General features: G+C 71.0%; 22 protein-coding genes and 1 pseudogene. 10 read left to right on the forward strand and 13 right to left on the reverse strand.

Annotation, left to right across the window (positions count from 1 at the left end; translation table 11 throughout):
• Positions 1 to 110, forward strand: a pseudogene (locus AB0B86_RS18765) (IS982 family transposase); the annotation flags it as partial.
• Between the two features lie 130 nt (positions 111 to 240).
• Positions 241 to 1,239: an IS481 family transposase gene (locus AB0B86_RS18770; protein ID WP_357418765.1), complete on the forward strand. Its 999-nt coding sequence runs from the start codon at positions 241 to 243 to the stop codon at positions 1,237 to 1,239.
• Here AB0B86_RS18770 and AB0B86_RS18775 read toward each other — a convergent pair.
• Positions 1,236 to 2,201, reverse strand: coding sequence for a DMT family transporter (locus AB0B86_RS18775; protein ID WP_357418767.1), 966 nt, complete (start codon positions 2,199 to 2,201; stop codon positions 1,236 to 1,238). The genes AB0B86_RS18770 and AB0B86_RS18775 overlap by 4 nt on opposite strands.
• A gap of 83 nt (positions 2,202 to 2,284) precedes the next feature.
• Here AB0B86_RS18775 and AB0B86_RS18780 point away from each other — a divergent pair, with 83 nt between their 5' ends.
• On the forward strand, positions 2,285 to 2,830 hold the full coding sequence (locus AB0B86_RS18780) for a CGNR zinc finger domain-containing protein (protein ID WP_357408651.1): 546 nt from the start codon (positions 2,285 to 2,287) through the stop codon (positions 2,828 to 2,830).
• Here AB0B86_RS18780 and AB0B86_RS18785 read toward each other — a convergent pair.
• From AB0B86_RS18785 to AB0B86_RS18810, 6 genes are all read right to left on the reverse strand, one after another.
• The gene (locus AB0B86_RS18785; protein ID WP_357408648.1) at positions 2,797 to 3,381 is read right to left on the reverse strand and encodes a GNAT family N-acetyltransferase; all 585 of its coding nucleotides are present in this window, start codon (positions 3,379 to 3,381) and stop codon (positions 2,797 to 2,799) included. The two genes, AB0B86_RS18780 and AB0B86_RS18785, sit on opposite strands and share 34 nt — an antisense overlap.
• A 376-nt stretch (positions 3,382 to 3,757) precedes the next feature.
• Positions 3,758 to 5,167 (reverse strand): class II fumarate hydratase, encoded by a 1,410-nt coding sequence (locus AB0B86_RS18790; protein ID WP_357408646.1) that lies wholly within the window; start codon positions 5,165 to 5,167, stop codon positions 3,758 to 3,760.
• Between the two features lie 35 nt (positions 5,168 to 5,202).
• On the reverse strand, positions 5,203 to 8,181 hold the full coding sequence (locus AB0B86_RS18795; RefSeq protein ID WP_357408644.1) for a BTAD domain-containing putative transcriptional regulator: 2,979 nt from the start codon (positions 8,179 to 8,181) through the stop codon (positions 5,203 to 5,205).
• 263 nt (positions 8,182 to 8,444) lie between these two features.
• Entirely contained in the window at positions 8,445 to 10,112 is a 1,668-nt protein-coding gene (locus AB0B86_RS18800) for a fumarate hydratase (RefSeq protein WP_238648277.1), read from the reverse strand.
• A gap of 114 nt (positions 10,113 to 10,226) precedes the next feature.
• Positions 10,227 to 11,636, reverse strand: coding sequence for a PQQ-binding-like beta-propeller repeat protein (locus AB0B86_RS18805; RefSeq protein ID WP_357408800.1), 1,410 nt, complete (start codon positions 11,634 to 11,636; stop codon positions 10,227 to 10,229).
• Between the two features lie 135 nt (positions 11,637 to 11,771).
• Positions 11,772 to 12,278: an Lrp/AsnC family transcriptional regulator gene (locus AB0B86_RS18810; RefSeq protein ID WP_357408641.1), complete on the reverse strand. Its 507-nt coding sequence runs from the start codon at positions 12,276 to 12,278 to the stop codon at positions 11,772 to 11,774.
• A gap of 139 nt (positions 12,279 to 12,417) precedes the next feature.
• Here AB0B86_RS18810 and hppD point away from each other — a divergent pair, with 139 nt between their 5' ends.
• The 6 genes from hppD (at position 12,418) to AB0B86_RS18840 (ending at position 18,304) form a co-directional block, all read left to right on the forward strand.
• Positions 12,418 to 13,623 carry a 4-hydroxyphenylpyruvate dioxygenase gene (gene hppD / locus AB0B86_RS18815; RefSeq protein ID WP_357408639.1) on the forward strand — a complete coding sequence of 402 codons (1,206 nt, stop codon included), beginning with the start codon at positions 12,418 to 12,420 and terminating at the stop codon, positions 13,621 to 13,623.
• A gap of 11 nt (positions 13,624 to 13,634) precedes the next feature.
• Complete coding sequence (locus tag AB0B86_RS18820; protein WP_357408637.1) at positions 13,635 to 14,342, forward strand: RDD family protein; 708 nt, start codon at positions 13,635 to 13,637, stop codon at positions 14,340 to 14,342.
• Between the two features lie 156 nt (positions 14,343 to 14,498).
• The gene (locus AB0B86_RS18825) at positions 14,499 to 15,485 is read left to right on the forward strand and encodes an RDD family protein (protein WP_357418771.1); all 987 of its coding nucleotides are present in this window, start codon (positions 14,499 to 14,501) and stop codon (positions 15,483 to 15,485) included.
• On the forward strand, positions 15,482 to 16,585 hold the full coding sequence (gene hisC / locus AB0B86_RS18830; protein ID WP_357408633.1) for a histidinol-phosphate transaminase: 1,104 nt from the start codon (positions 15,482 to 15,484) through the stop codon (positions 16,583 to 16,585). Before AB0B86_RS18825 ends, hisC begins: the two co-directional genes overlap by 4 nt.
• Before the next feature lie 122 nt (positions 16,586 to 16,707).
• On the forward strand, positions 16,708 to 17,262 hold the full coding sequence (locus AB0B86_RS18835; RefSeq protein ID WP_357408631.1) for a hypothetical protein: 555 nt from the start codon (positions 16,708 to 16,710) through the stop codon (positions 17,260 to 17,262).
• A 160-nt stretch (positions 17,263 to 17,422) separates the two neighbouring features.
• Complete coding sequence (locus AB0B86_RS18840) at positions 17,423 to 18,304, forward strand: hypothetical protein (protein WP_357418774.1); 882 nt, start codon at positions 17,423 to 17,425, stop codon at positions 18,302 to 18,304.
• A gap of 22 nt (positions 18,305 to 18,326) precedes the next feature.
• Here the strand turns inward: AB0B86_RS18840 and AB0B86_RS18845 are convergent, their stop codons facing one another.
• From AB0B86_RS18845 to AB0B86_RS18870, 6 genes are all read right to left on the reverse strand, one after another.
• Positions 18,327 to 18,698, reverse strand: coding sequence for an LPXTG cell wall anchor domain-containing protein (locus AB0B86_RS18845; protein WP_357418776.1), 372 nt, complete (start codon positions 18,696 to 18,698; stop codon positions 18,327 to 18,329).
• A gap of 102 nt (positions 18,699 to 18,800) precedes the next feature.
• Complete coding sequence (locus AB0B86_RS18850; protein WP_357408624.1) at positions 18,801 to 20,057, reverse strand: PQQ-binding-like beta-propeller repeat protein; 1,257 nt, start codon at positions 20,055 to 20,057, stop codon at positions 18,801 to 18,803.
• Between the two features lie 96 nt (positions 20,058 to 20,153).
• On the reverse strand, positions 20,154 to 20,633 hold the full coding sequence (locus AB0B86_RS18855) for an SRPBCC family protein (RefSeq protein WP_357408622.1): 480 nt from the start codon (positions 20,631 to 20,633) through the stop codon (positions 20,154 to 20,156).
• A gap of 143 nt (positions 20,634 to 20,776) precedes the next feature.
• The gene (locus AB0B86_RS18860; RefSeq protein ID WP_357418778.1) at positions 20,777 to 20,986 is read right to left on the reverse strand and encodes a DUF397 domain-containing protein; all 210 of its coding nucleotides are present in this window, start codon (positions 20,984 to 20,986) and stop codon (positions 20,777 to 20,779) included.
• Positions 20,987 to 21,160: 174 nt separating this feature from the next.
• The gene (fahA, locus tag AB0B86_RS18865; protein ID WP_357418780.1) at positions 21,161 to 22,357 is read right to left on the reverse strand and encodes a fumarylacetoacetase; all 1,197 of its coding nucleotides are present in this window, start codon (positions 22,355 to 22,357) and stop codon (positions 21,161 to 21,163) included.
• Positions 22,354 to 23,223: a hypothetical protein gene (locus AB0B86_RS18870; RefSeq protein WP_357418782.1), complete on the reverse strand. Its 870-nt coding sequence runs from the start codon at positions 23,221 to 23,223 to the stop codon at positions 22,354 to 22,356. Before AB0B86_RS18870 ends, fahA begins: the two co-directional genes overlap by 4 nt.
• A gap of 94 nt (positions 23,224 to 23,317) precedes the next feature.
• On the opposite strand from AB0B86_RS18870, the gene AB0B86_RS18875 reads away from it, so the two are divergent.
• Entirely contained in the window at positions 23,318 to 24,484 is a 1,167-nt protein-coding gene (locus tag AB0B86_RS18875; protein WP_357408614.1) for a cupin domain-containing protein, read from the forward strand.
• Positions 24,485 to 24,512: the final 28 nt, after the last annotated feature.

The following is a 24,512-nucleotide window of genomic DNA, read 5'->3' on the forward strand; positions in this document are numbered from 1 at the left end:
GCGTCAGCGCCCGCATCGCCCAACGCATCCTGGCCCTGACCGCCGCCATCTGGCACAACCGCAACACCGGCCAACCCATCACCCGATCCCTGATCGCCTATGACCACTAACCAGGGTTAGGACTTACTCGTCTAGCTGTACTGACCACGGACGTTGGTGACGGGGAGATCTTGAAATAGGTGAGGGCCTTCGGGTTCGGTGTGGATTGCGACGTCCTACCCCGAACCATCGGAGGCCCTCATGCCCCACCGTAATGCACCCTTGTCCGAGACCGGTCGGCTGCGGCTGGCTCGCTGTGTCGTTGACGACGAGTGGCCGCTGCGCCGGGCCGCGGAACGGTTCCAGGTCAGCGCTACCACCGCGAAACGGTGGGCCGACCGTTATCGCGTCGAGGGCGTGGCCGGGATGGCTGACCGGCCCTCGCGCCCGCATCACAGCCCGACACGGACCCCGACGCGCACGGAACGACGCATCATCAAAGTCCGGATCCTGCGCCGGTGGGGACCCGCACGAATCGCTTATCTGCTTGGGCTGAACCCGGCCACCGTGCACCGAGTCCTGACCCGTTACCGGCTGGCCCGGTTGACGCATCTGGACCGGGCCACCGGCCGCAACGTGCGCCGCTACGAGCACACCGCCCCCGGCGACCTGGTCCACGTCGACATCAAGAAACTCGGCAACATCCCGGACGGCGGCGGCCACCGCGTCCACGGCCGCGCCGATGGCAACCGCAACCGTTCAGCACACCGCGACGCGACCCGCCCCCGCAAACTGACCAACCGACCAAACCTCGGCTACCAATACCTACACAACGCCGTGGACGATCACTCCCGGCTCGCCTACACCGAAATCCTGCCCGACGAGACCCGCGAGAGCGCCGCAGCGTTCTGGCAACGCGCCCAAGCGTTCTTCACCGACGCAGGCATCACCGTCACACGCGTCCTGACCGACAACGGCGCCTGCTACCGCTCCCACCTCTGGCGCGACACCCTCGCCCACAACGGAATCACCCACAAACGCACACGGCCCTACCGACCCCAGACCAACGGTAAAGTCGAACGCTTCAACCGCACCCTGCTCGACGAATGGGCCTACGCACAGCCCTACACCAGCGAAACCGAACGCCGACAAGCCCTCCCCGGCTGGATCCACTCCTACAATCACCACCGCGGACACACCGCACTCAACGGCCTACCACCCGCCAGCCGCGTCCCCAACCTCACGGGTCAGTACACCTAGCGAGCGTCGAGCGTGAGCTCGGGCTCGGGTGCGGCGGTCGCGGGCGCCGACGGGGTCCCGCGCAGTTCGTCGAGTCGGACCATCATGACCCCGGCGACGATCAACGTGCCGCCGAAGAGCTGCCAACCCGTGGGCAACTCGTTCAGGAAGAGCCAGGCGATCAGCACCGCGAAGAGCACCTCGGTCAGCCCGACGAACGACGACAGCCGGGGGCCGAGGATCCGGGTGGCGGCGATGCCGGCCAGGTACGCGATGACGGCGGCCACCAGCGAGAGCCCGGCGATCGGCAGCAGCCAACTGGTGGGCTGTCCGGCGAAGGTGACCTCGCCGAAGGTGGCGTGCAGCGGCAACAGACCGGTGAGTCCGACGAGGAGCAGCACGATGGCACCGACGGCCATTCCGCCGCTGGCCATGGCGACCGAGGGCAGCCGAGGGTCGACCCGGCCGGCGAGCACGAAGTACCCGGCCAGCCCGAATGCCGCGCCCAGACCCCAGAGCACACCCACCGGATGGAAGTCGGCGGTGCCGGCGAGGTCGAGCACGAACACCAGCCCGGCCAGGGCGGCTACCGACCCGGCCACGGTGAGCCGTTGGGGCCGCTGGCCGTGCCGCAGCCACATCCACCCGACGACCAGGATGATGCCCAGGTATTCGAGCAGCAGCGCGACACCGACCGGCAGGTAGCGCACGGCGTTGAAGAAGCAGACCTGGGCCAGCGCCACCCCGAGCAGCCCGAACAGCCCGATGGCGGTGGCGTTGCTCCGCAGCACGGTCCACCTGCCCCGCAGCGACAGCAGGGCGGGGATCGCCAGCACCAGCGCGGCGATGCCGACCCGGGCGATCACTGCCGACTCGGCGGACCAGCCGGCCTCGATCAGTGATCGCGCGAAGGTGCCGGAGGTCGCGAAGGTGACGGCGGAGAGCAACGCGAGCGCGGCGCCGGCGGCAGGTCGTGAGTGCATTGCGCTCCTCGGGTCGGCATCATGTCATGAGCAAACTATCCTGATGCTGATGACGCTACGCGGAAGCCATGACAGGAATCAAGATGCTGTTTGCTCATGACACCGAGTGTTCCCTGGTCGCTGCCGCCGCAGTTGTCAACACGGCAGGTCGGGACGGCGAACTGCTGCCCGACGTTGCCGCGCTTGACGCGTTCTTCGTCCGCCACTCCTACAGCGGGCGGCACGACCGCACCGACGCGGAGCTCCGCGCCGTCCAGCGGCTACGGCCCGGGCTGCGCCGCATCTGGCACGCCGAGCCGCCCGAGGTCGTCGCCATCGTCAACGGCCTGCTGCAGGAACACCGGGCGCTGCCGCAGCTCATCGAGCACGACGACGAGCCGTACCACCTGCACGCCGTGCCCCGCGACGCGCCGCTGGCCACCCGGATAGCGGTGGAGGCGGCGATGGCGGTCGCCGACCTGGTCCGGATGGGTGAGCTGCGCCGACTGCGGATCTGCGAGTACCCGGACTGCGACAACGTCGTCGTCGACCTGTCCCGCAACCGGTCGCGGCGGTTCTGCGAGGCCGGCTGCGGCAACCGCGCCGCGGTGACCGCCTACCGCGCCCGCCGGGCCGCCGGCCGCTCCTGAGCAGCGGCCACCCGATCCTCGGCCCGCAACTCGTACTCCACCTCGCCATGCTCGGTGCCCGGAATCGGGTCGTCCCACTGCAGGTGGACGGTCCGCACATGACGCAGACCCGCCTTGACCATCACCCGCCGCGAGCGTTCGTTGACCGCCATCGTCTCGGCCCAGACCCGCCGCACCCCGACGGTGTCGAAGGCGTACCGGACCAACGCCAACGACCCCTCGGTGGCCAGCCCTCGCCCCCAGGTCGAACGCCGCAGCCGATAGCCCAACTCAGCCTCGGTGCCGTCCGCCGACGGGTCGAGCGCGAACCAACCCAGGAAGTCACCGCTCTCCCGGTCGAGCGCCGCCCACCGACCCAGCCCGGGATGCCGCTGGTACTGGCCGAGGAGCCTCGGCAACTGCTCGTCGCGGACCGTGGCGCGCGGGGTGGCGACGCCACCGGTCAGGAACCGCATCACCTCGGGATCGCTGTCCAGCTCGACAAGCGCATCCACGTCAGCCATGGTCAGCCGGCGCAACCGCAGCCGCTCGGTCGACGGCACGTCAGTCATGACGGGATCATCCCGCCGCCCCACCCCCCTGTCGAACCGTTTACCGGCGCCATCCGCCCCCAAGGTCCGCAACGTCGGTGAAGCCGCCGGCAGGAACCCGCGACCACCGTCGCGGGCGAGCCGGTCGCCGCAGCGCGGGGTCGCCACCACGAAGAGCCGCCGGGAGTACGCGTCGACAACTCACACGGGGACACTTCAAGTCCATGCCGTCACTCCCCCGCCCACGCCTCCACACCGACGGACCGCGCAAGGTCGTGCTCGATCTCGGATGTAGTGGTGTCCCTGCGTGCGGAAGCCACTACTTCGGGGATGGAGCACGACCTTGGTGCGGTCCGCCCGGTGCGGTCCGCCCGGGGGTCAGCTGAGCGGCCCCAGGTCAGGGGTGGGTCATCCGGAGCAGATCCAGCGTCTCGTCGAGTTGGGTCTCGGTGAGCTTGCCGGAGTCGACGTGACCTCGGGAGATCACCACCTCGCGGATGGAGGTCTGCTTGGCCAGCGCCTCCTTGGCGATCGAGGCGGCCTCGTCGTACCCCAGGTAGCGGTTGAGCGGGGTGACGATCGACGGTGAACCTTCGGCGTACGCCAGGCAGACCTCGGCGTCCGCGACCAGGCCGACCACCAGCCGGTCGGCGAACAACCGGCTCGCCGCGGAGAGCAGCCGGATCGACTCCAGCAGGTTGCGGCCCATCACGGGGAGCATCACGTTCAGCTCGAAGTCGCCCTGGGAGCCGGCGAAGCCGACAGTCGCGTCGTTGCCGATCACCTGTGCGCAGACCTGCCGCATCGCCTCGGCAACCACCGGGTTGACCTTGCCAGGCATGATCGACGATCCGGGCTGGAGGTCGGGGATGCGGAGTTCACGGAGGCCGGCACGCGGACCGGACCCCATCCACCGGACATCGTTAGCGATCTTGTAGAGGCCGACCGCGATGGTACGCAGCTGCCCCGACGTCTCCACCAGGGCGTCCCGGGCGCCCTGCGCCTCGAAGTGGTTGCGCGCCTCGGACAACGGCAGCCCGGTCGACTCGCGTAGCTTGCCGATCACGGCGGCGGCGAACCCGAGCGGGGTGTTGATCCCGGTGCCGACGGCGGTGCCACCAAGTGGCAGCTCAGCCAGGCGGGGCAACGCGCCTTCCAGCCGGTCCATGCCGTAGCGAACCTGGGCGGCGTACCCACCGAACTCCTGGCCCAGGGTGACCGGGGTGGCGTCCATCAGGTGGGTGCGTCCGGCCTTGACCACCGTCTCGAACTCCGCCGCCTTGGCCTCCAACGCCGCCGCCAGGTGGCCCAGCGACGGCAGCAGGTCCTCCACGATGAACTGCGTGGCGGCCAGGTGGATCGAGGACGGGAAGACATCGTTGCTGGACTGGGAGGCGTTGACGTGGTCGTTCGGGTGCACCGGTGCGCCCAGCTCCCGGCCTGCCAGGGTGGCGATCACCTCGTTGGCGTTCATGTTCGACGAGGTGCCCGAGCCGGTCTGGAACACGTCCACCGGGAACTGGTCGTCGTAGCCGCCGTCGGCCACGTGCGCCGCGGCGGCGGCGATGGCGGCGGCCACGTTCGCGTCGATCACGCCCAGCTCGCCGTTGACCTCGGCCGCCGCGCCCTTGATCTGGGCGAGCGCCTTGATCTGGGCCGGTTCGATGCCCCGGCCGGAGATCGGGAAATTCTGCACCGCGCGCTGGGTCTGTGCCCGCCACAGCGCCTCGGCGGGCACCTCCACCTCGCCCATCGAGTCGCGTTCGATCCGGTAACCGGTCGCCTCTGGAGTCGTCACACGTACCATCCTGCCGCGCCCGCCGCCGACTCGCAGATGATCCGTCAGTCCAACTTGGCGAGCAGGCAGGCCACCTCGTGCTGGTCCGGCGACTCGATTTGCCGGAACAGGAACAGCGCCCGGGTCAGGTGTACGCGCGCCGCCGCCGGGTCGGTCGGAAGCAGGCACCGGGCGATGCCCTCCAGCGCGCGGCCCTGCTCGTAGCGGGAATTCAAGCTGGCGGCATCGGCGAGCACCCGACGATGCAGGTCGAGCGCGCTGGCCACATCGCCCTGGTCCAGGATGGCTCGGGCCAACAGGTTGCGCGAGCCGCACTGGGCGATGCGGTCACCCGCCTCGGTCATCGCGACGAGCGCCGCACGGTGCAGGTCGGCGGCCTGTTCCGGGCGCCCAGCCTCCCGTTCCATCATCCCGATCTCGTTCAACACCTCCCCCTCACCGTAGCGGTTGCCCATCTTGCGCTTGGCACGCAGAGCCACCCGCAGCAACCGGCTGGCCGGTCCCACGTCACCCATCCGATGCCGGATCATCCCGAGATGCCCGAGGGCGTTGCCGATCCGGCGCGGGTCGCCGACCTCGCGGGCGGCGCTCAGATGCAGTCGGGCGACGCGCAGCGCCTCGTCGTGCCGTCCCCACAGCAGCAGGGTCATCGAAAAGTTGTTGAGTTCGTTGGTCAGTGCCTCCTTGTCGCGCATCCTCGTGGCCACTGCGCGAGCCTCGTCGAAGCACTCCCGGGCGCGGCGAAACTGGAAGGCGGCGGCGTACGAACTGCCCAGGTTGCTGAGCGAGTTGCGGAACCCGCTGCGCAGACCCAGCGCACGGAAGATGTCGACTGACCTTTCCATGACCCGGATCGACTCGGAAAAATCACCCAGCCGGTAGTGGGCCGAGGCCAGATAGTTGAGCATCGTTGCCACTGCCCGGTCGTCGCCCAACGCCTCGGCGGCACGCAGGCCGATGGTGTGTGTCTCGATCAGCTCGTCCAGCCGACCGCCCTCGAACTGGGCGTGCCAGCAGGCCCTCGCCATCTGCCAGCAGTACTGAGGGAAATCCTCGGTCTCGGCCAGCCGGACCAGTGCGGTCCACAAGCCCAGGTTCTCGTCGAGCCAGGCCTGGCCCTGCTCGGCGACGAGCGCGACCAGGTCGGGGCGGAGCGGCCCCGCCACCACGATCAGCGAGTGCAGCGAGGAAAGCTCCGTCTTGCGCGCGAGAGCCGCGGCGACGTGCAGGTGGTGGTCGAGCAGACGCTCGACGCCGTCCCGCCGCTCGACTTCTCGGCCCGGCTCGGACACCAGGGTCCGCGCGTACTCCCGGACCAGATCGTGCAACCGGTACCGACCCGGCTCGGCCTCCTCGACCAGATTCGCGTCGACCAACTCGTCAAGCAGATCCTGGACGTCGGGCAGGGGCAGCTCGGCGAGGACGGCGGCGACCGAGTTGTCGAACCGTACCCCCGGATGCAGGCCGAGCAGCCGGAACGCACGCTGCGCCGCCGGCGACACCTGGGCGTACGACAGGGAGAAGGCCCGGCCGACGGACCGGTCGCCCGCTTCGAACTCGGCCAACGGATCGGGTCGGCTCGTCAGCCGCTCGGCCAGGTCGGCGATGCGCCAGCGGGGCCGGTGCGCCAGCCGGGCACCGGCCAGCCGGATGGCGAGTGGCAGGTGGCCGCAGCGGCGGACGACCTCGGTGGCAGCGTTCTGCTCGGCAGCCACCCGGTCGATGCCGACCACGTGGCCGAGCAGCTCGATCGCCTCGTCCGTGTCGAGCACGGGCAGTGACGTCGGTCGCCCCTCGTCCACTCCGACCAGCCGGCGACGGCTGGTGATCAGAACCAGGCAACGTGAGCCGTTGGGCAGCAAGGGTGTCACCTGGTCGGCGGTGGACGCGTTGTCAAGCACCAGCAGGGCCCGCCGGCCGGCCAGCTCGGTGCGCCACTGCGCCAACCGGTCGTCCTGGTTCGTCGGCACCCGGTCGGCCGGCACGCCGAGTTGCCGCAGCAGCGTGGCCACCGCCGCGGCCGGTGTCAGCGGGGTGCGTTCACTGTGCCCGTGCAGGTCGATGTAGAGCTGGGCGTCCGGGTAGTCGTCGGCCAGGGCGGTGGCGACGTGCACCGCGAGGGTGGTCTTACCGCTGCCTGCCATTCCGTCGATGAGTTGGATTCGCGCGCCGGCCTCCACGTCCTTCAGCAGGCGCGCCAGCGTCTGCTGCCGACCGGTGAAGTCGCCGATCGCCCGGGGCAGTGAGCGGACCGGCTGGATCGGTGACGACGCCCGACCGGCCAGGACGAGATCGCCAGCGAGTACGCGCTGATGCAGCTTCTGGAGTTCGGTGCCCGGCTCGATGCCCAGCTCGTCGGCGTAGATCCGCCGACCCTCCCGGTAGACCGCGAGCGCGTCGGCCTGTCGACCGACCGAGGAGAGGGCGAGCATCAGTTGGCCGCGTAGGCGCTCTCGCAGCGGATGCTGGTCGATGCTCTCGGCGAGTTCGTCGATCAACTCGGCGCCCCGGCCGAGACGCAGCTCGACGTCGACGCACTCCTCCAACGCGGTCAGACGCTGCTCGTCCAGGGCCTGGGCGCGGCGACGGATGCTTTGGCTCGGGATACCGCCGAGCGCCGGCCCTCGCCAGAGCGCCAGGGCGACGCGGTATGCCGTCCGCGCGTCGTCCAGCCGACCGGCCTCCACTGCGACACGGGCCGTCTCCACACCCCGCGCGAAGACCTCGACGTCCAGGTCGTCGGGCGCGGTGCGGACGCCGTACCCCGCCGGGTCGGTGACGATGACCTCCGGTGCCAGCCCGAGTTCGGCGAACCGGCGGCGTAACCGCGACACGCAGGTCTGCAGCTGGGCCCGGGCGGTGGCCGGGGGGTGTTCCTCCCACACGGCGTCGACAAGCTCCTCCACCGGCACGAGCCGCCCGGCCCGTAACAGCAGCATGGCGAGCACGATCCGGTCTCTACCAGCGGTGACGGTGGCCTCGCCACCGCCGACCCGCAGAGGTCCCAGGATCCCGAACCGCATCTGCTCCCCCGCCTCGATGGCCCGACGTTCAGCAGCGTAGTCCGACGGTGACAGATCAGCTCAGTCAGGCGATAGCGATGTGAGAGTGGATCGGCAGCGGTCCATCGGACACTCACTCCGAGTTGTCGGTGACGACATCCGACGGGGGCGGTGCGCACGCCCCAACCGCCCCCGGCCAGGCGTGCGCACCGATGTCGGTTCAGCACGGACGACAGAGGGGCGTCGAGCGAATTCGTTCGACGCCCCTCCCCATCTGGACCGGGTCAGCGGCGGCCGACGGTGAGCACCGGCTTGGTGACCTCGGCGAAGAAGTCATTGCCCTTGTCGTCGACCACGATGAAGGCGGGAAAGTCCTCAACCTCGATCTTCCACACCGCCTCCATGCCCAGCTCCGCGTATTCGAGCACCTCGACGTGCTTGATGCAGTCCTGGGCGAGGCGGGCCGCCGGGCCGCCGATCGAGCCGAGGTAGAAGCCGCCGTGCTGCTGGCAGGAGCGGGTCACCTGGCCGGAGCGGTTGCCCTTGGCCAGCATCACCTGGGAGCCACCGGCCGCCTGGAACTTCTCCACGTAGGCGTCCATCCGGCCGGCGGTGGTCGGGCCGAAGGAGCCGGAGGCGTAGCCCTCGGGGGTCTTCGCCGGGCCGGCGTAGTAGACCGCGTGGTCGCGCAGGTACTGCGGCATCGGCTCACCGGCGTCCAGCCGCTCGGCGATCTTCGCGTGCGCGATGTCCCGGGCCACCACGAGCGGCCCGGAGAGCGAGAGGCGCGTCTTCACCGGGTACTTGGACAGCTCCGCGCGGATCTCGTCCATCGGCCGGTTCAGGTCGACGCGGACGACCAGCTCGGCGTCGAGCGAGTCGTCGGTGACGTCGGGCAGGAACCGCGCCGGGTCGGTTTCGAGGCGCTCCAGCCACACACCCGACGGGGTGATCTTGGCGACGGCCTGGCGGTCCGCCGAACACGAGACGGCGATCGCCACCGGGCAGGACGCGCCGTGCCGGGGCAGCCGGACCACCCGTACGTCGTGGCAGAAGTACCGGCCACCGAACTGCGCGCCGATGCCGAAGTTGCGGGTCAGCTCCAGCACCTCGGCCTCCAGCTCCAGGTCGCGGAAGCCGTGCGCGCTCATCGAACCCGAGGTGGGCAGCGCGTCGAGATACTTCGCGCTGGCGTACTTCGCGGTCTTCAGCGCGTACTCGGCGGAGGTGCCGCCGATGACGATGGCCAGGTGGTACGGCGGGCAGGCCGCGGTGCCGATCAGCCGCAGCTTCTCCTCCAGGAACTGCATCATCCGCGTCGGGTTGAGCAGCGCCTTGGTCTCCTGATAGAGGTACGACTTGTTGGCCGAGCCACCACCCTTGGCCATGAACAGGAACTTGTACGCGTCGGGGTGCCCGTCCGGGTCCTCGGCGTACAGCTCCACCTGGGCCGGCAGGTTGCTGCCGGTGTTCCGCTCGTCCCACATGGTCAGCGGGGCGAGTTGGGAGTACCGCAGGTTGAGCTTCGTGTACGCCTGGTACACGCCCCGGGAGATGGCCTCGGCGTCCGCGCCGTCGGTGAGCACGTGCCGGCCACGCTTGCCCATCACGATCGCGGTGCCGGTGTCCTGGCACATCGGCAGCACCCCACCGGCGGCGATGTTGGCGTTGCGCAGCAGGTCCAACGCGACGAACCTGTCGTTCGGCGAGGCGGCCGGGTCGTCGATGATCGCCCGGAGTTGGGCCAGGTGCGCGGGGCGCAGGAAGTGCGCGATGTCGTGCATCGCCTCGGCGGTCAGCGCGGTGAGCGCGGCCGGCTCCACGGTGAGGAACCGGCGGCCTCCCGGGCCGTGTACGACGTCGACGCCCTCGTCGGTGACCAGGCGATAGTCCGTCTGGTCGGGGCCGGTCGGCAGCAGGGGGGCGTACGAGAATGCGGCGGCACTGCTCATGAGCGGCAAGCCTAGGGCAGACCGGTCGATCACTCCCACCCGCCGGGCGGGTCCTGGGACGCCGCTCTCATCCCGCGCCCCCGCCGCCCGCCCAGCCACCGGGCGACCAGGCCCTCAGCCGTCCTTGCCGCCGTCCGGTTCGGCGCAGAGTTCACCCTTCGGCCCGCAGTCGCGGTTGTCCGGCCCGCCGGGGCCGGTGCCGCCCGGACCGGTGGTCCCTCCGTCGCCGGGCGGGCGGGCCGGTGTGCCTGCGCCACCGCCGAAGCGGACATAGCCGATCTCGCGCCCCTCACCAATGATCATGCCCTGTGACCCGACCGCGAGGGCGTTGGCCGAGGTCCGCAGCACTGTCAACTCCCGGCCGGTGCGCGGGTCCAGCGCAGCCAGGCGGGACGGCTTCTCGTCCGCGACCACCGCCGCGTACGGGGTCAGCGCGGCGGTGGCCTTGCCGCTGGCGGGTCGCGTCCACAGCACCCGGTCGGTGCCGAGTTGCCGGGCGACCACCGAACGTTTGTCGGCGGCGCGGAACACCGCGTAGCGGTCGTCCACAGCGATCAGCTTGGTGCCGGATTCGCCGACCCAGAGCAGCCGGCCGTCGTACCCGTCGACGACCGCCTCGCGGCCGTCCGGGCCGACACCGATCAGCACGTTCCGCGCACCCTGCGGGTCTTCGCGCTGTACGCAGCCGGCACTGTCGGCGGTCCGCAGGTTGACCCCGGCCCGCTGCCAGGCCTCCTGCCCGGTCGCCGGGTCGCGGGCGGAGATGGCGAAGTAGCAGGTGCCGTCCTGGGATCGGGCGGCGATCCGCAGCATCCGGCCGCCCACCACGGACAGCCGCTCGTCCCGTCCGGGTTCGACGTTCTGCAACACCCGACCGGTGGCGGTGTCGACGACGTGCACCCGCCCGTCCACCGGGAAGCCGAGCAGCGGTGGCGCGGGTTCCGCCCCGGCCACCCCGTCGTCGATCCGGGTGGCGGTGAGCCGGCGGGTGCCGCGCAGGCCCGGGTTGTCGGCGAGCAGGCCGCTGTGCACCCCGGGCAGGAAGGCCGTCCAGAGTGGCGCGGTACCGCGCGGGTCCCAGGCGCTCAGGGTGCAGTCGGTGGCGTCCGTGCAGCGGGCGTCGAGGAGCAGGTTGCGGTATGTCCAGACGGCCACCGCGTCGTCGTCGCGTCGCCGGGTCGCCCCGGTGGCCGGGTCGAGCAGCTCGTACCCCTTGACCAGGAGCTTGCCCACGGCGACGACCGGGTCCCGGTCGCCGCCCGCGACCGCCGACCAGTCCGCCTTGCGCTCCCAGAGCTGGGTGCCGGTGGCCAGGCTGCGGGCTTCCACCCGGGTGCGTTGCTCGACCACCACGGCGTCGCCGGCGATGGTCACGCTGCGCGGAGTGCCGCCGATCCGTTGCTGCCAGACCACGTCCGGCTCGGAGATGGGTTCGCTGCGGTCCACCCAGTCCCAGAGGCCGGGGAACGGGTTCCACACGCCGGTCGCGGCGAGGGCGATGACCACGGCGAGGCCGGCCAGCAGCCCGCCGCGCACCCTCCCCTTCGCCACCCGCACACCGTAGCCACGATCAGGGATCTTCTGTACGCCCGCGCCGCCGTGTCGCCGCGCTTTCTGGGGCCGAAGGTGTTAACGGAGGCCATTGCTCTGCCGGAGGCGTCAGGAAGGGGCCCGTCCTTCGGCGCGAACGGCGCTGCGCACCAGCGGCAGCGTGCGGTAGGGAATCTGTTCGGCCAACGCGATGATCGTCGACGCCCGGGTGATGCCGGCGGAGGAGACGATCTGGTCGATGACCCGTTGCAGGTCGGTGTTGGAGCGGGCCACGATCCGGCAGAGCAGGTCGCTGGAGCCGGTGATGGTGTGCGCCTCCAGCACCTCGGGAATGGCGGCGAGGTGCGCGGTGACCGGGTCGTGACCGTGCCGCTGGCTGATCTCCAGGGTGACGAAGCTGGTCACCCCGAAGCCGATCGCGGCCGGTGCGATCTCCGGGCCGAAGCCACCGATGACGCCCCTGTCGACAAGCTTGTCCAGCCGGGCCTGCACGGTGCCCCTAGCCACCCCGAGCCGCCGTGAACACTCCAACACCCCGATCCGGGGCTCCTCGGCGAGCAGTTCGATCAAGCGCACGTCAAGCGCGTCCAGCTGTACATTCTGCTCACCATTCATGGACCCGGACCATACCGAATGCGCAACCTGACCAGCAATTATGTCGACAGTTGCCCAGCCGGTGCCGCGACAGCGATCCTCGCCACAAGAACCGACAAGGGCGGCCCACGAGGCCGGCCGGTACGCGAGGGAGCCCACCATGACCCAGGCGATCGACCGACCCCAGTCGACCGAGGACGTCGACGTCGACCGGCTCGTCGGCGCTGTCGACCACGACATCAGCCACGACCCGTTCCCGGTCCGGGGTCTCGACCACGTGCACTTCCTGGTCGGCAACGCCAAGCAGGCCGCGCACTACTACTCCACCGCGTTCGGCATGACCTGCGTGGCGTACCGGGGCCCGGAGCAGGGTTACCGGGACCACGCCCAGTACGTGCTGACCAGCGGTTCGGCCCGGTTCGTGCTGACCGGCGCGGTGCGCCCGGACGCTGACGGCGCCGAGCACGTGGCGAAGCACAGCGACGGGATCAGCGACATCGCGCTCGAGGTGCCGGACGTCGACGCCGCGTACGCGCACGCCGTCGCCCAAGGCGCCACCGGCGTCGTCGAGCCGCACGAGGTGAGCGACGAGCACGGCACCGTCCGGATGGCCGCCATCGCCGCGTACGGCGACACCCGGCACACCCTTGTCGACAGGTCCCGCTACACCGGCCCGTTCCTGCCCGGCTTCACCGCACGCGGCCCGATCGTGGACCGGCAGCCGATGATCGACGCCGGCATCCAGCCGAAGCGGTTCTTCCAGGCCGTCGACCACGTGGTCGGCAACGTGGAGTTGGGCCGGATGGACGAGTGGGTGGAGTTCTACAAGCGGGTGATGGGCTTCTCCAACATGGCGGAGTTCATCGGCGACGACATCGCCACCGACTACTCGGCGCTGATGAGCAAGGTCGTCGCGAACGGCACCCGCAAGGTGAAGTTCCCGCTCAACGAGCCGGCCATCGCCCGCAAGAAGTCGCAGATCGACGAGTACCTGGAGTTCTACCAGGGCCCCGGGGCGCAGCACATCGCCGTCGCCACGAACGACATCGTGGCCAGCGTCGACGCGATGCGGGCCGCCGGCGTGGAGTTCCTGGACACCCCGGACTCGTACTACGAGGACCCGGAGCTGCGCGCCCGGATCGGCAACGTGCGGGTGCCGATCGAGGAGCTGAAGGCCCGCAAGATCCTTGTCGACCGGGACGAGGACGGCTACCTGCTGCAGATCTTCACCAAGCCGGTGCAGGACCGCCCGACCGTCTTCTTCGAGCTGATCGAGCGGCACGGCTCGCTGGGCTTCGGCAAGGGCAACTTCAAGGCGCTCTTCCAGGCCATCGAGCGGGAGCAGGAAGCCCGCGGCAACCTGTAACACTTGCGAGCGTGACGCAGCCTCCGTCGTACCCGACGCCGCCGGCCGGTGGGCCCCCGCCCGCCGCCGGCGGCGTCGCGCCGCCGCCCGGACCACACCTTTACGGGTACGCGGCACCGCCGCAGTACGCCCCACCCGGGTACGCCCCGCCACCGTGGCACGCCGGACCACCCGGCCCGCCGCCCCCGGCGCTGAGTCCGGGCGGCCAGCCGCTTGCGAGTTTCGCCGACCGGCTGCTCGCCTGGCTGATCGACATGGCGCTGGCCAGCGCCGTGTCGCTTGTGTTGTTCGTGCCGTTCTTCGTCATCTTCTGGTGGCGGATGGTCGGCGAGATGACCCGGACCTACCCGGACGGCTCGCTGATGGAGCCCGACATGGGCACCCTCTTCGTCGAGTTCATCCTGCCGCTCGTGCTGCTACAGCTCGGGTCACTCGTCGTGATGCTCGGGTTCTACTGGCTCTACCACGTCGAGTACCTCAAGCGCGGCGGCCAGACGGTCGGCAAGAAGGTGCTGAAACTGCAGGTGGTGCCGATCGACCCGCGCCGCACGCTGGACCGGCAGATGGCCGGCCGGCGCTGGCTCGTGCAGTTCCTGGGCGGTTCGTTGGTCCCGGCGGGTGTCTACGTCGACGGATTGTGGCAGCTCTGGGACAAGCCGTGGCAGCAGTGCCTCCACGACAAGTTCGCCGAGACCGTCGTCGTTAAGGTGTCCTGGTGAGCGAGCGCAGCGAGCGAACCAGCAGGCTCAGAAGCGTGGCGCCTCGCGCCGTCGCGCAGCGAAGCGGAGCGGCGGCGTGAGCGAGCGCAGCGAGCGAACCAGCAGGCTCAGAAGCGTGGCGCCTCGCGCCGTCGCGCAGCGAAGCGGAGCGGCGGCGTGAGCGTTCAACCCGGTTGGTACGTGGATCCGGCCGACACCGACACCCGGCGTTACTGGGACGGCGAGGGTTGGCTCGGCGCGCCCATCCCCGTCGATGCCATCCCGCCGGACGGCCCACCGCCGGTCGAGCCGCCGCCCGCGCCGGTCACCCCGGCCGCGCCCACCGGCACCGTCGCTCCGACAACAGTCGTCCCCAACGGGCCGCCGCACCAGGGCCCACCACCGGGGTACGGCCCACAGCCGGGCCACGGCCCGGGCTGGGGTCCGGCTGCGGGCCCGCCTGGTTGGGGTCCGCAGGGCAGTCCGCCGGGCCGGGTGCCCACGGCTGGCCAACCTGGCTGGGTGCCCCCGCCCGGTCAGCCCGGCTGGCCGATGCGAGCACCCGAGCCACGACCGCACGGCCTGGTGTTGGCCGGCTACGGCCGCCGGCTGGTTGCTCGACTCATCGATTTCGGCATCGTCTTCGCACTGAACATCGTGGCCAACGGCTGGTTCGTCTGGCGCTGGGCACAGGAGTGGGCCCCGTACTGGCAGGAAATCCTCCGGCGGGCGCGGCGGGGCGAAACCTCGGCCGAGGGCCTGCCGTTGCCAAGCGAGCGGGCCGACGCGCTCCTGCTGGTGATCCTGTTGGTCGCCACAGCGCTCTGGTTGGCGTACGAGGTGCCGGCCATGGCCGCCAACGGGCAGACCGTCGGCAAGCGGCTGATGCGGATCCGGGCGGTGCCGATCGCCGCCGACCAGCCGCTGGGCATGGCTCGGTCGCTGAGCCGGTGGAGCACGCTGGGTCTGCCGACTCTGCTGTGGTACTGCGCCGGGATCGGTCTGGTGCTGCAACTTGTCGACGCCCTCTCCCCGCTCTTCGACCACCCGCTGCGGCAGGCGCTGCACGACAAGCGTGCGCAGACGGTCGTCGTCGAAGTTCCGCACCAGCTCGCTTCCACCCCCTCGAACGACCGTAACCAGCCCCCGGGAGACACCCCATGACCGAATCCGGACGTCACCAGCCGGCGCTGCGGCTGACCCGCGCCGACCTGGACGCGCTGCCCAGCTACGTGCCGGGGCGCAGTCCCGCCGACCTGGCTCGGGAGCTGGGTCTGCCGGAGGCCATCAAGTTGGCAAGCAACGAGGTGCCGTTCGGGCCGCTGCCGGGCGTGGTGGAGGCGGTCACCGAGGCGATCACCACCTCGCACCGTTACCCGGACATGGGCGTGGTCGCGCTGCGTGACGCACTTGCCGAGCGGTACGGGGTGGACGCCGAGCGGATCGCCACGGGTTGCGGTTCGGTGGCGCTCGCCGAGCACCTGGTGCGGGCCACCTGCCTGCCCGGTGACGAGGTGCTCTACTCGTGGCGGTCCTTCGAGGCGTACCCGATCATCGTGGCGACAAGCGGCGCGACAAGCGTGCGGGTGCCCAACGACGCCGGGCACGGGCACGACCTGGCGGCGATGGCAGCGGCGGTGACCGACCGGACCCGGGTGATCTTCGTCTGCAACCCGAACAATCCCACGGGTACGGCGGTGCGCCGGGCCGAGTTGGATCGGTTCCTCGACGCGGTGCCGGACGACGTGCTTGTGGTGATCGACGAGGCGTACCGGGAGTTCGTCACCGACCCGGAGGTGCCGGACGGTCTCGACTACCTGGACCGGCCGAACGTGGCGGTGCTGCGCACGCTCTCCAAGGCGTGGGGTCTGGCCGGTCTGCGGATGGGCTGGCTGGTCGCCCAGCCGGTGGTGGCCGCGGCCATCCGCAAGGTGGCGACCCCGTTCTCCAGCAGCACCGCTGCCCAGGCCGGGGCGCTCGCCGCGCTCACCCAGGTGACCGAGATGGAGCGCCGTTGCGCCCTGGTCGTCGCTGAGCGGGACCGGGTCGGCGAGGCGCTGCGCAAGTGGGTGCCCGAGGTGCCGGCGAGCCAGGCCAACTTCGTCTGGTTGCCGCTGGGTGAGCGGTCGGTGGCGTTCGGCAGGGCGTGCGAGGCACGCGGTGTGATCGTGCGACCGTTCGCCGGGGACGGCGTCCGGGTCACCATCGGCACCTCGGCCGAGAACGACGCGTTCCTGGCCGTTGCGGAGTCGGCGCTGAATTGACCCAGATGGGGCTATAAGCTCTGTTTGTCCGCTTCTGCGTAGTTCGCTGCCCTATCTTCCGAAGTAGCCGGTTGCCACGAGAAATCACACCGGCTCACTTCGAGAAGACGGGGTAACAAACAGTGCGTACTGCCAAGATCTGCCTTACCGGCGCAGCCGCCGCGGCGATGGTGGGTTTCCTCGCCACACCGGCCATCGCCGCGCCAACCGACACCACCACCGCGACATTCGAGGTGCTTGCCGGCACCCTCGACATCGACGCGCCGGCCACCGCCGACCTTGGCACCGGCGCGCCCGGTGGCACCATCACCGGCCAGCTCGGCGCGGTCACGGTCACCGATTCCCGGGGTGCGGCGGACGCCTCCTGGGCGGCCACGGTGACCGCCTCGGTCTTCCAGACCGGCGGTGGCAGCCCGCCCGAGACGGTCCTCCCGTCCGAGATCGACTACTGGTCCGGTCCGGCGACGGCGACCACTGGCGACGGCACCTTCACGCCGGGTCAGCTCACCTCCGGTGACGCCGCGCCGCTGGACAGCGTCACCCCGCTCACGGCGTTCACCCACTCGGGCGGCACGGGCGGCAACACGGCGACCTGGAACCCCACCCTGATCGTCCACGTGCCGCTGGACAGCATCGCGGGCGTCTACACCGGGACGGTGACGCATTCGGTGGCCTAGCCGCCGGGGCCGGTCGACCGTCGCGGTCGCGCTGGCGCTGCTCTGCCTCGCCGGTCCGGGTCTGTCGACCCGGGCCGGCGCGGCCGAGCCGGACGCCGACGACCGCCTCGGAATCCGGCTGCTGGAGGCGCCGAACAATCGCCGCGACGACCCCCGGGCGTTGCGCTACATCGTTGATCACCTGCCGCCGGGCACCACCGTCAAACGGCAACTGCTGATCAACAATCGCACCGACCAGGCCCGCCGCATCGACGTGTATCCGGCGGCGGCGACGCTTGAAGATTCGAAGTTCAAGTTCGGTGAGGGTCGCGCGGCAAACGAACTGACCTCCTGGATCACCCTCGACAGCCCCGTCGTGGAGGTGGAACCGGGGGGCGAGGCTCGGGTCCGGGCGACCATCACGGTGCCGCCGGCTGCCTCGCGTGGCGAGCGGTACGGGGTGATCTGGGCGTCCGCCACCTCCGCGCCGCGCTCCGACGGGGAGGTCATCCAGATCCACCGGGTCGGCGTCCGGGTCTACCTCGACATCGGGCCCGGTGGCGAACCGATCTCCGACTTCTCCATCGGTGAACTCCGCCCGGCCCGCGGCCCGACCGGCGAGCCCACGGTGACCGCCCAGGTCACCAATACCGGCGAGCGCGCCATCGACCTCACCGGCTCGGTCACCCTCACCGACGGACCAGCCGGCAGCCGAGCCGGCCCGTTCCAGGTCGGGCAGGGCGTCACGCTACCGCCGGGTGGCTCCGGGCAGGTCATCGCCCGGCTACCCGTCGAGTTGCCGAACGGACCCTGGAAGATCGAGGTGAACCTGGAGAGCGGGCTGGTGAAGCGCAGCGTCAGCGCGCAGATCCAGTTTCCCGACCCCGGCCAGGTCGGCAAGCGGGGCAGTGTCATCTCCCGGATGACGTCCGGCTGGACGGTGGCGGCGGCCATCGGGGGTCTGCTGCTCCTCTCCGGCCTCGCGGTGCTGACCCGTCGTTACCGTCAGTCCCCTCGACCCCCCACCGGCAGGCCGCGGGAGCGGGTCCCGGCCGGACGCTGACGGCACATCGGCAGCCGCTCCGTCAGACCCGACTACGGCGGGTGGCGAACCCACCGACTATCAGCAGGGTCACGCCCAGTCCGATGAGCAGCAGCGTCGACCCGCCGGACCCGGTGACCGGCAGTCCACCACCGTGGCTGGGCGTGGGCTGAGGCGGCGCTGGCGTGGGTTGCGTGGGAGTGGGCGTGGGTGGGGGCTGGGTAGGCGTGGGGGTCGGAGACGCCGGCAGGATCTCGAAGGTGACGCCGGTGTCGGCCGACGGCGCGACCCGGACGGCGCCGAACGCACGCGCCGCCGCCGGATCGGCGTTGAGCACCTGCGGAACCGCAAGTGCGAGGCTCGCCGCAGCGGCCAGTGCGCCGCCCACGAGGTAGTTGGCTGCTGCCCTGCCCATGCGCCGGACCCCTTCCCGAGGAAACCTGAACCGTGAAAAACATACCTTTTCGCAACAAAGGGTATGGACGGTTCGGTTCTGCGGGTGTCGGAGACGCCACGATCAGGTGGCGGCCAGAATCACCGCCTCCGCCGTCAGGTAGTAGCGCCTGTCGTCGCCGGCGGGGTCGACCGGACTGCGGAGTCGTTCCACAGCGACGTAGCCGCTCCCGGCCCCCACCGCCCCGGGCGACCAACCCGTCCCGTCCCGGCCGACGTTCAGCGAGAAGCGGGACAGCTGCGTACCGGTCACCGGGTCCAGCGTCACCAGGTCGTTGGCCTCGGTGAGCAGATGCACCCGGCCGGGCTGGGTGGCCAGCACCCGGGCCGCACCGATATCCGCGCGCCGCCACAGCTCAGCGCCGGTACGCACCGACCGACCCACCGCCACCCCGTCGAGCACCACCACGGCCTGCTCACCCACCACAGTGGCACCGGCCGGGTCGAGCGCGGGGGCGGCGACCGGCTCGCCTCCGCCCACCAACCACCCCCGGCCGGCCGCGTCGCCAGGTCCCGCCGTGCGCAGGGCCGGGCAGTCCGACCGGCCGGTACGACAACCGAGCGGAGTCACCACCAACTCGTCCGACCCGCCCGGCGGTCGCCACCGTTCGCGCACCGCGCCGGTCGCCGCGTCCCGGAACTCGACAGTCGCCGGCCCGGCACACCGGTCCAGGCCGATCAGCTGTCCATCGGCGGTGGTGCCGACGTCGCTACGACACCCGCCGGGCAGCTCGACCCGCCACAACTGCCGACCGCCGCTCACCTCGACCCCGCGCGCCTCGGCGGCTCCGCTCACCACCACCACGGTGCGGCCGTCCGCGAGGTTGCTCAGGTGCAACCCGCGCGGATCCCAGACGATGGCCGCGCCGGTACGCCGGGCCACCGCCTCCTGCTCGGTGGGCTCCGGGCCGTCGGCCCGCCAGAGCACCCGACCGGTCGGGGCGTCGAGCGCGACAAGTCGCCCGTCGGACCAACGACTGACAACGGTGCGGCCGCTGGCCACCACTCCGGTCAACTCCGCCGGCCAGCGCCGGTACGACCAGTACGGGGTGGTCCGGTGCCGCCCGTCGACCGGCCGATCGGCGTAGACCTGGCGGTGCGCCGCGTACACCCGCAGTCGCCCGTCCACGATCAGCGGGGCGGCCGGCAGGCGACCGACCACACCGTCGGCCGGTTGGGCCGCTTGCGGATACTCGGCTCGGGCCACGGTGCTCACCTCGGCCGGCGCGAGCACCCGGTGCACGATGACCGCGACAGCCGCGGTCGCGAGCAGCGCCGCGACAGCCATCGCGAGCCGTCGTCGGCCCGTCGGGATCCCCATGCCGCACCTCCGCCCGGCACCCTACCCAGCGGAACCGGCCGGACCCCGCGCAGGTCGCGGCGACCAACCGGAGCGGCGGCGTTGATCGGCCGGCGCTCAGGCGGCTTCGACGGAGCCGGCACCGGCCGCCACGGCCAGGTCAGCGAGGTCGCGCCCGAGCGCCACCTCGACCGCCCGCGCGGCGAGGCCGCCGAGCAGCAGCGCCACCACCCGACCGTACGGGGCGGTCGGCACGGCCTCGTGGGTGACGGTGACCGCCGTGCAGCCCCGACGGCGCCGCTGGACCTGTCGCAGAGTCCAGGTGATCCGGTAGTCCACGCCGGCACCCGAGGAACAGAGCACCAACCGGTGCGGGGCGACCGCCTCCACCACCAGGAACTCTTCGAAGAGGGTGCCGCCGCCGGGCTGGGCGCGCTCCTCGCGCCAGGCGGTGCCCGGCCCGAAGGGACCCGGGGTGAGCACCGCGATCGGGCCGGCGGCGGTCAGTCGGGCCGACCGGCCGGGCAGGTCGGTCAGCAGACCCCAGACATCGACAGCGTGCGCCTCGATGAACCTGGTAACCGCCACCGTCGACATGCCCGCCTCCCGTGTCCCCGACGGTACGCGGAGTGAGGGCCGGACGGGGCCTCCGGGACGGAATTTCCACCACCCGGAGGCCACTCTGTCCGATTGGACGGCTGCTCGGCACCGGGCGTCGCCGACCGGTGCCGATGCTCCGGTCAGTGTTCGAAGCGACCGGCCCGGATCGCGCCGATGAAGGCTGTCCACCCCGGCGGGCTGATCGCGAGTGTGGGGCCGGACTGGTCCTTGGAGTCGCGGACCGCGACCAGACCATGGACATCTACCAGGTTGTCCGCCACTTCCACGCAGAGCCCCTGGTCGTTGGAACGGCTACTGGTACGCCATACCGCGCCGGCAAGATCGTGCATCGTCGTTACCTCCGTGTGCGATGGGCGCCCCACCGCTGGCAGCCGGGTTGACCCCGGCTCGGATCGCGCGGCGGGGCAACGGGATCCGGACGATCAACGGGTCAACCACTGCCGGTTATCGCACGGGCTGTGCGATAACCGGTCCCGTGCACGAGACGGATGGAATGCGACAGCTCAGTTGGCCGGACGAATGGTGCCGCTCACCTCGCCCAGGGCGATGGTGGTGCCGTCCGGGCCCGGAGCGGTGGCGGTGATGGTCACCGTGTCGCCGTCGGCGAGGAAGGTGCGGCTCTCGTCGCCCACCGTGACCGGCTCGGCCCCACCCCAGCTCAGCTCCAGGAACGAGCCGACCTGCGCCCGCTCCGGGCCGGAGACGGTGCCGGAGGCGTACAGGTCCCCGGTGCGCAGTGCCGCGCCGTTGACGGTGAGGTGGGCCAACTGCTGTGCCGGCGTCCAGTACATGGTGGCGAACGGCGGCTCGCTGACCAGCGTGCCGTTCCACAGCACGGCCAACTGGAGGTCCAGACCCAGGTGCGGCACGTCGCGGAGGTATTCGACAACCGGTGGGTCCTGCTCGGGGGCCGGTACGAAGGCGTCGCCGAGCGCGTCGAGCGGCGTCACCCAGGCCGAGACCGAGGTGGCGAACGACTTGCCGAGGAACGGGCCGAGCGGCTGGTATTCCCAGGCCTGGATGTCCCGGGCCGACCAGTCGTTGACGAGCACCACCCCGAAGACGTGGTCGGCGAAGTCGTCGACCGACACCCGATCGCCCAACCGGCTGGGTACGCCCACCACGAAGCCGACCTCGGCCTCGATGTCGAGGCGTACCGACGGACCGGTGACCGGGCCCTCGGCGGAGGCACGCTGGCCGGTCGGCCGGGTCACCGGCGTGCCGGAGACCACCACAGTGCCGGCCCGCCCGTGGTAGCCGATCGGCAGGTGCTTCCAGTTCGGCAGCAGCGCCGGCTGGCCGGGGCGGAAGATCTGCCCGACGTTCGACGCGTGGTGCTCGGATGAGTAGAAGTCGACGTAGTCGGCCACCTCGATCGGGAGCACCAGCTCCACGTCGTCGAGCGGCACCAGCATCGGCTCCACGTCGGCCCGGTGCGTCGGGTCGGTGAGCAGTTCGGTGATCCGCTGCCGCACCGCGAGCCACTGCGGGCGGCCCAGCGCCATGAACTCGTTGAGGGTGGGTCGGCACAACGCTCCGGCGGCAAGCACCAGCTCCGCGGTCTCGGCCGCGGCCAGGTCGAACACCCACGACCCGATCCGTACGCCGATCCGCGGCCCATCCCCGTCGCGCCGGAAGACCCCGTACGGCAGGTTCGTCACCCCGTACGGCGAGCCGTCAACGCCGGTCACCCAGGTCATGCGTCGTAGCCCCCGTTCACCAGCCCCAGCCGGATCAGATCGGTAAGTGGTTCGAGGATGCTGCACGAGCCGAAGCCGACCCAGAGTGGCCGGGGTTCGTGCAGCCGTGCCGTCGCGCGCTCCAACAGGGGGCGCGGGTCGAGCGCGCTCAGTAACTCGGCGACCCGGCCCACGCTCTCGCCGTCGGCGGCTGCGAGCGTCGCGGCCAGCACGTTGGCGTACCCGTGGTGGGTGATGCCGGTTTCCGGGTCGAGGTGCCGGACCGCCTGGTGCAGCCCGGCGGTGAGCTTGAACGGCAGGCCCCGGTCCCGGCAGGCGCAGATCACGGCGGCCAGCTCGGCCGGGGTGGGGAAGAGTTCGGCGGCCAGTCCGCCGGTGCGGAACTTCGCGGCGACCGGCACCCCGTCGGCCCGGGCGGCGACGAGCGCGTCGAGGGCGCCCATCAGCCCGAAGGTCAGTGGAAGCTCGGCGTACACGGCCGCGACGCCGGTCATGGCGTCGGTAAGTCGCAGCAGCTCGGCGATGCCGGGCAGGGGGTCCTCGCCCCGCTTGGCGACCGCCACCTCTACCTGCCGTGCGGTCACGCCGTCGGGTGCCAGGAACGACAGCGCGAACGGCAGGCGGGCGATGCCGGTGTCACCGATCACCCCGATCACCAGGCCCTCACCCGGGTCGACGAGACCACTCAGCTCCCCGGCCGCGACTGTGGAGGCGGGCACGAGCAGCGGGCCGACCAGGTCGGCGTACCAGGCGGTGCGGTGCCGGCGGTGGGCGGTCAGGGCGTCGGGCAGCGCGGCGCTGCCCGGAGGGAAGACGGCGGCGTCGTCCACCAGGCCGTGGAGGAGCGCGGGCACCTGCGTTGACACGGAACAAGAATGTACGGGACGCTACAAGGAACGGACAACAGCGTCCGATTATCGGACGCCTTCGGCCGGTGAACGGGACATATCGGGAGGCGAGATGCCGTACTACCGCAGCGTCGGCGAGGTGCCGCGCAAGCGCCACACCCAGTTCCGCCAGCCCGACGGCAGCCTCTACGCCGAGGAGCTGATGGGCCAGGAGGGCTTCTCCTCCGACTCGTCACTGCTCTACCACCGGCACGCGCCCACCGCGATCCTGGCCGCCGACGAGTTCACCCCACCCGCGTTCACCCGGGCCCCGAACCTGCCGCTCAAGCCCCGCCACCTGCGCACCCACAAGCTGGACACCGGCAGCGCCGACCCGATCCTCGGCCGGCAGTACCTGCTCGCCAACGACGACGTCCGGATCGGGTACGTGCTCGCCGACCGGCCCTCACCGCTGTTCCGCGACGCCACCGGCGACCACTGCCTCTACGTCGAGTCGGGCACCCTGCGGGTCGAATCCCCGTTCGGGGTGCTGGACGCGGTCGCCGGCGACTACGTCGTCATCCCCACCTCGACCATCCACCGGCTGGTGCCCACCGGCGACCAACCCGTCCGCCTGCTCACCGTCGAGGCCGCCGGCCACATCGGCCCACCCAAGCGTTACCTCTCCGTCCGCGGCCAGTTCCTTGAGCACTCGCCATACTGCGAACGCGACGTCCGCGGCCCGGACGCCCCGCTGCTCGTCGACGGCGAAGAGGCAGAGGTGCTGGTCCGCCACCGGCGTGGTTGGACCCGCTACGTCTACGCCAACCACCCGTTCGACGTGGTCGGCTGGGACGGCCACCTCTACCCGTGGGCGTTCTCCATCCACGACTTCGAGCCGATCACCGGCCGCATCCACCAGCCACCGCCGGTGCACCAGACCTTCCAGGGCCCCAACTTCGTCATCTGCTCGTTCGTGCCCCGCAAGGTCGACTACCACCCGCAGTCGATTCCGGTGCCGTACAACCACCACAACGTCGACTCCGACGAGATGCTCTTCTACACCGGCGGCAACTACGAGGCCCGCCGCGGCTCCGGCATCGAGCAGGGCTCGATCTCCCTGCACCCGTCCGGCTTCACCCACGGCCCCCAGCCGGGTGCCGCCGAGCGGTCCATCGGGGCCGACTACTTCGACGAGCTGGCCGTCATGGTCGACACCTTCCGCCCCCTGGATCTCTGCGACGCCGCCAGCGGCTGCGAGGACGAGGGATACGCCTGGACGTGGGCGCGTTCTGTGTAGTCGGCCTTTGGGGTTTCGCCGGAGCCCA

Source organism: Micromonospora sp. NPDC049047, from assembly GCF_040649135.1.
Classification (GTDB): Bacteria; Actinomycetota; Actinomycetes; order Mycobacteriales; family Micromonosporaceae; genus Micromonospora.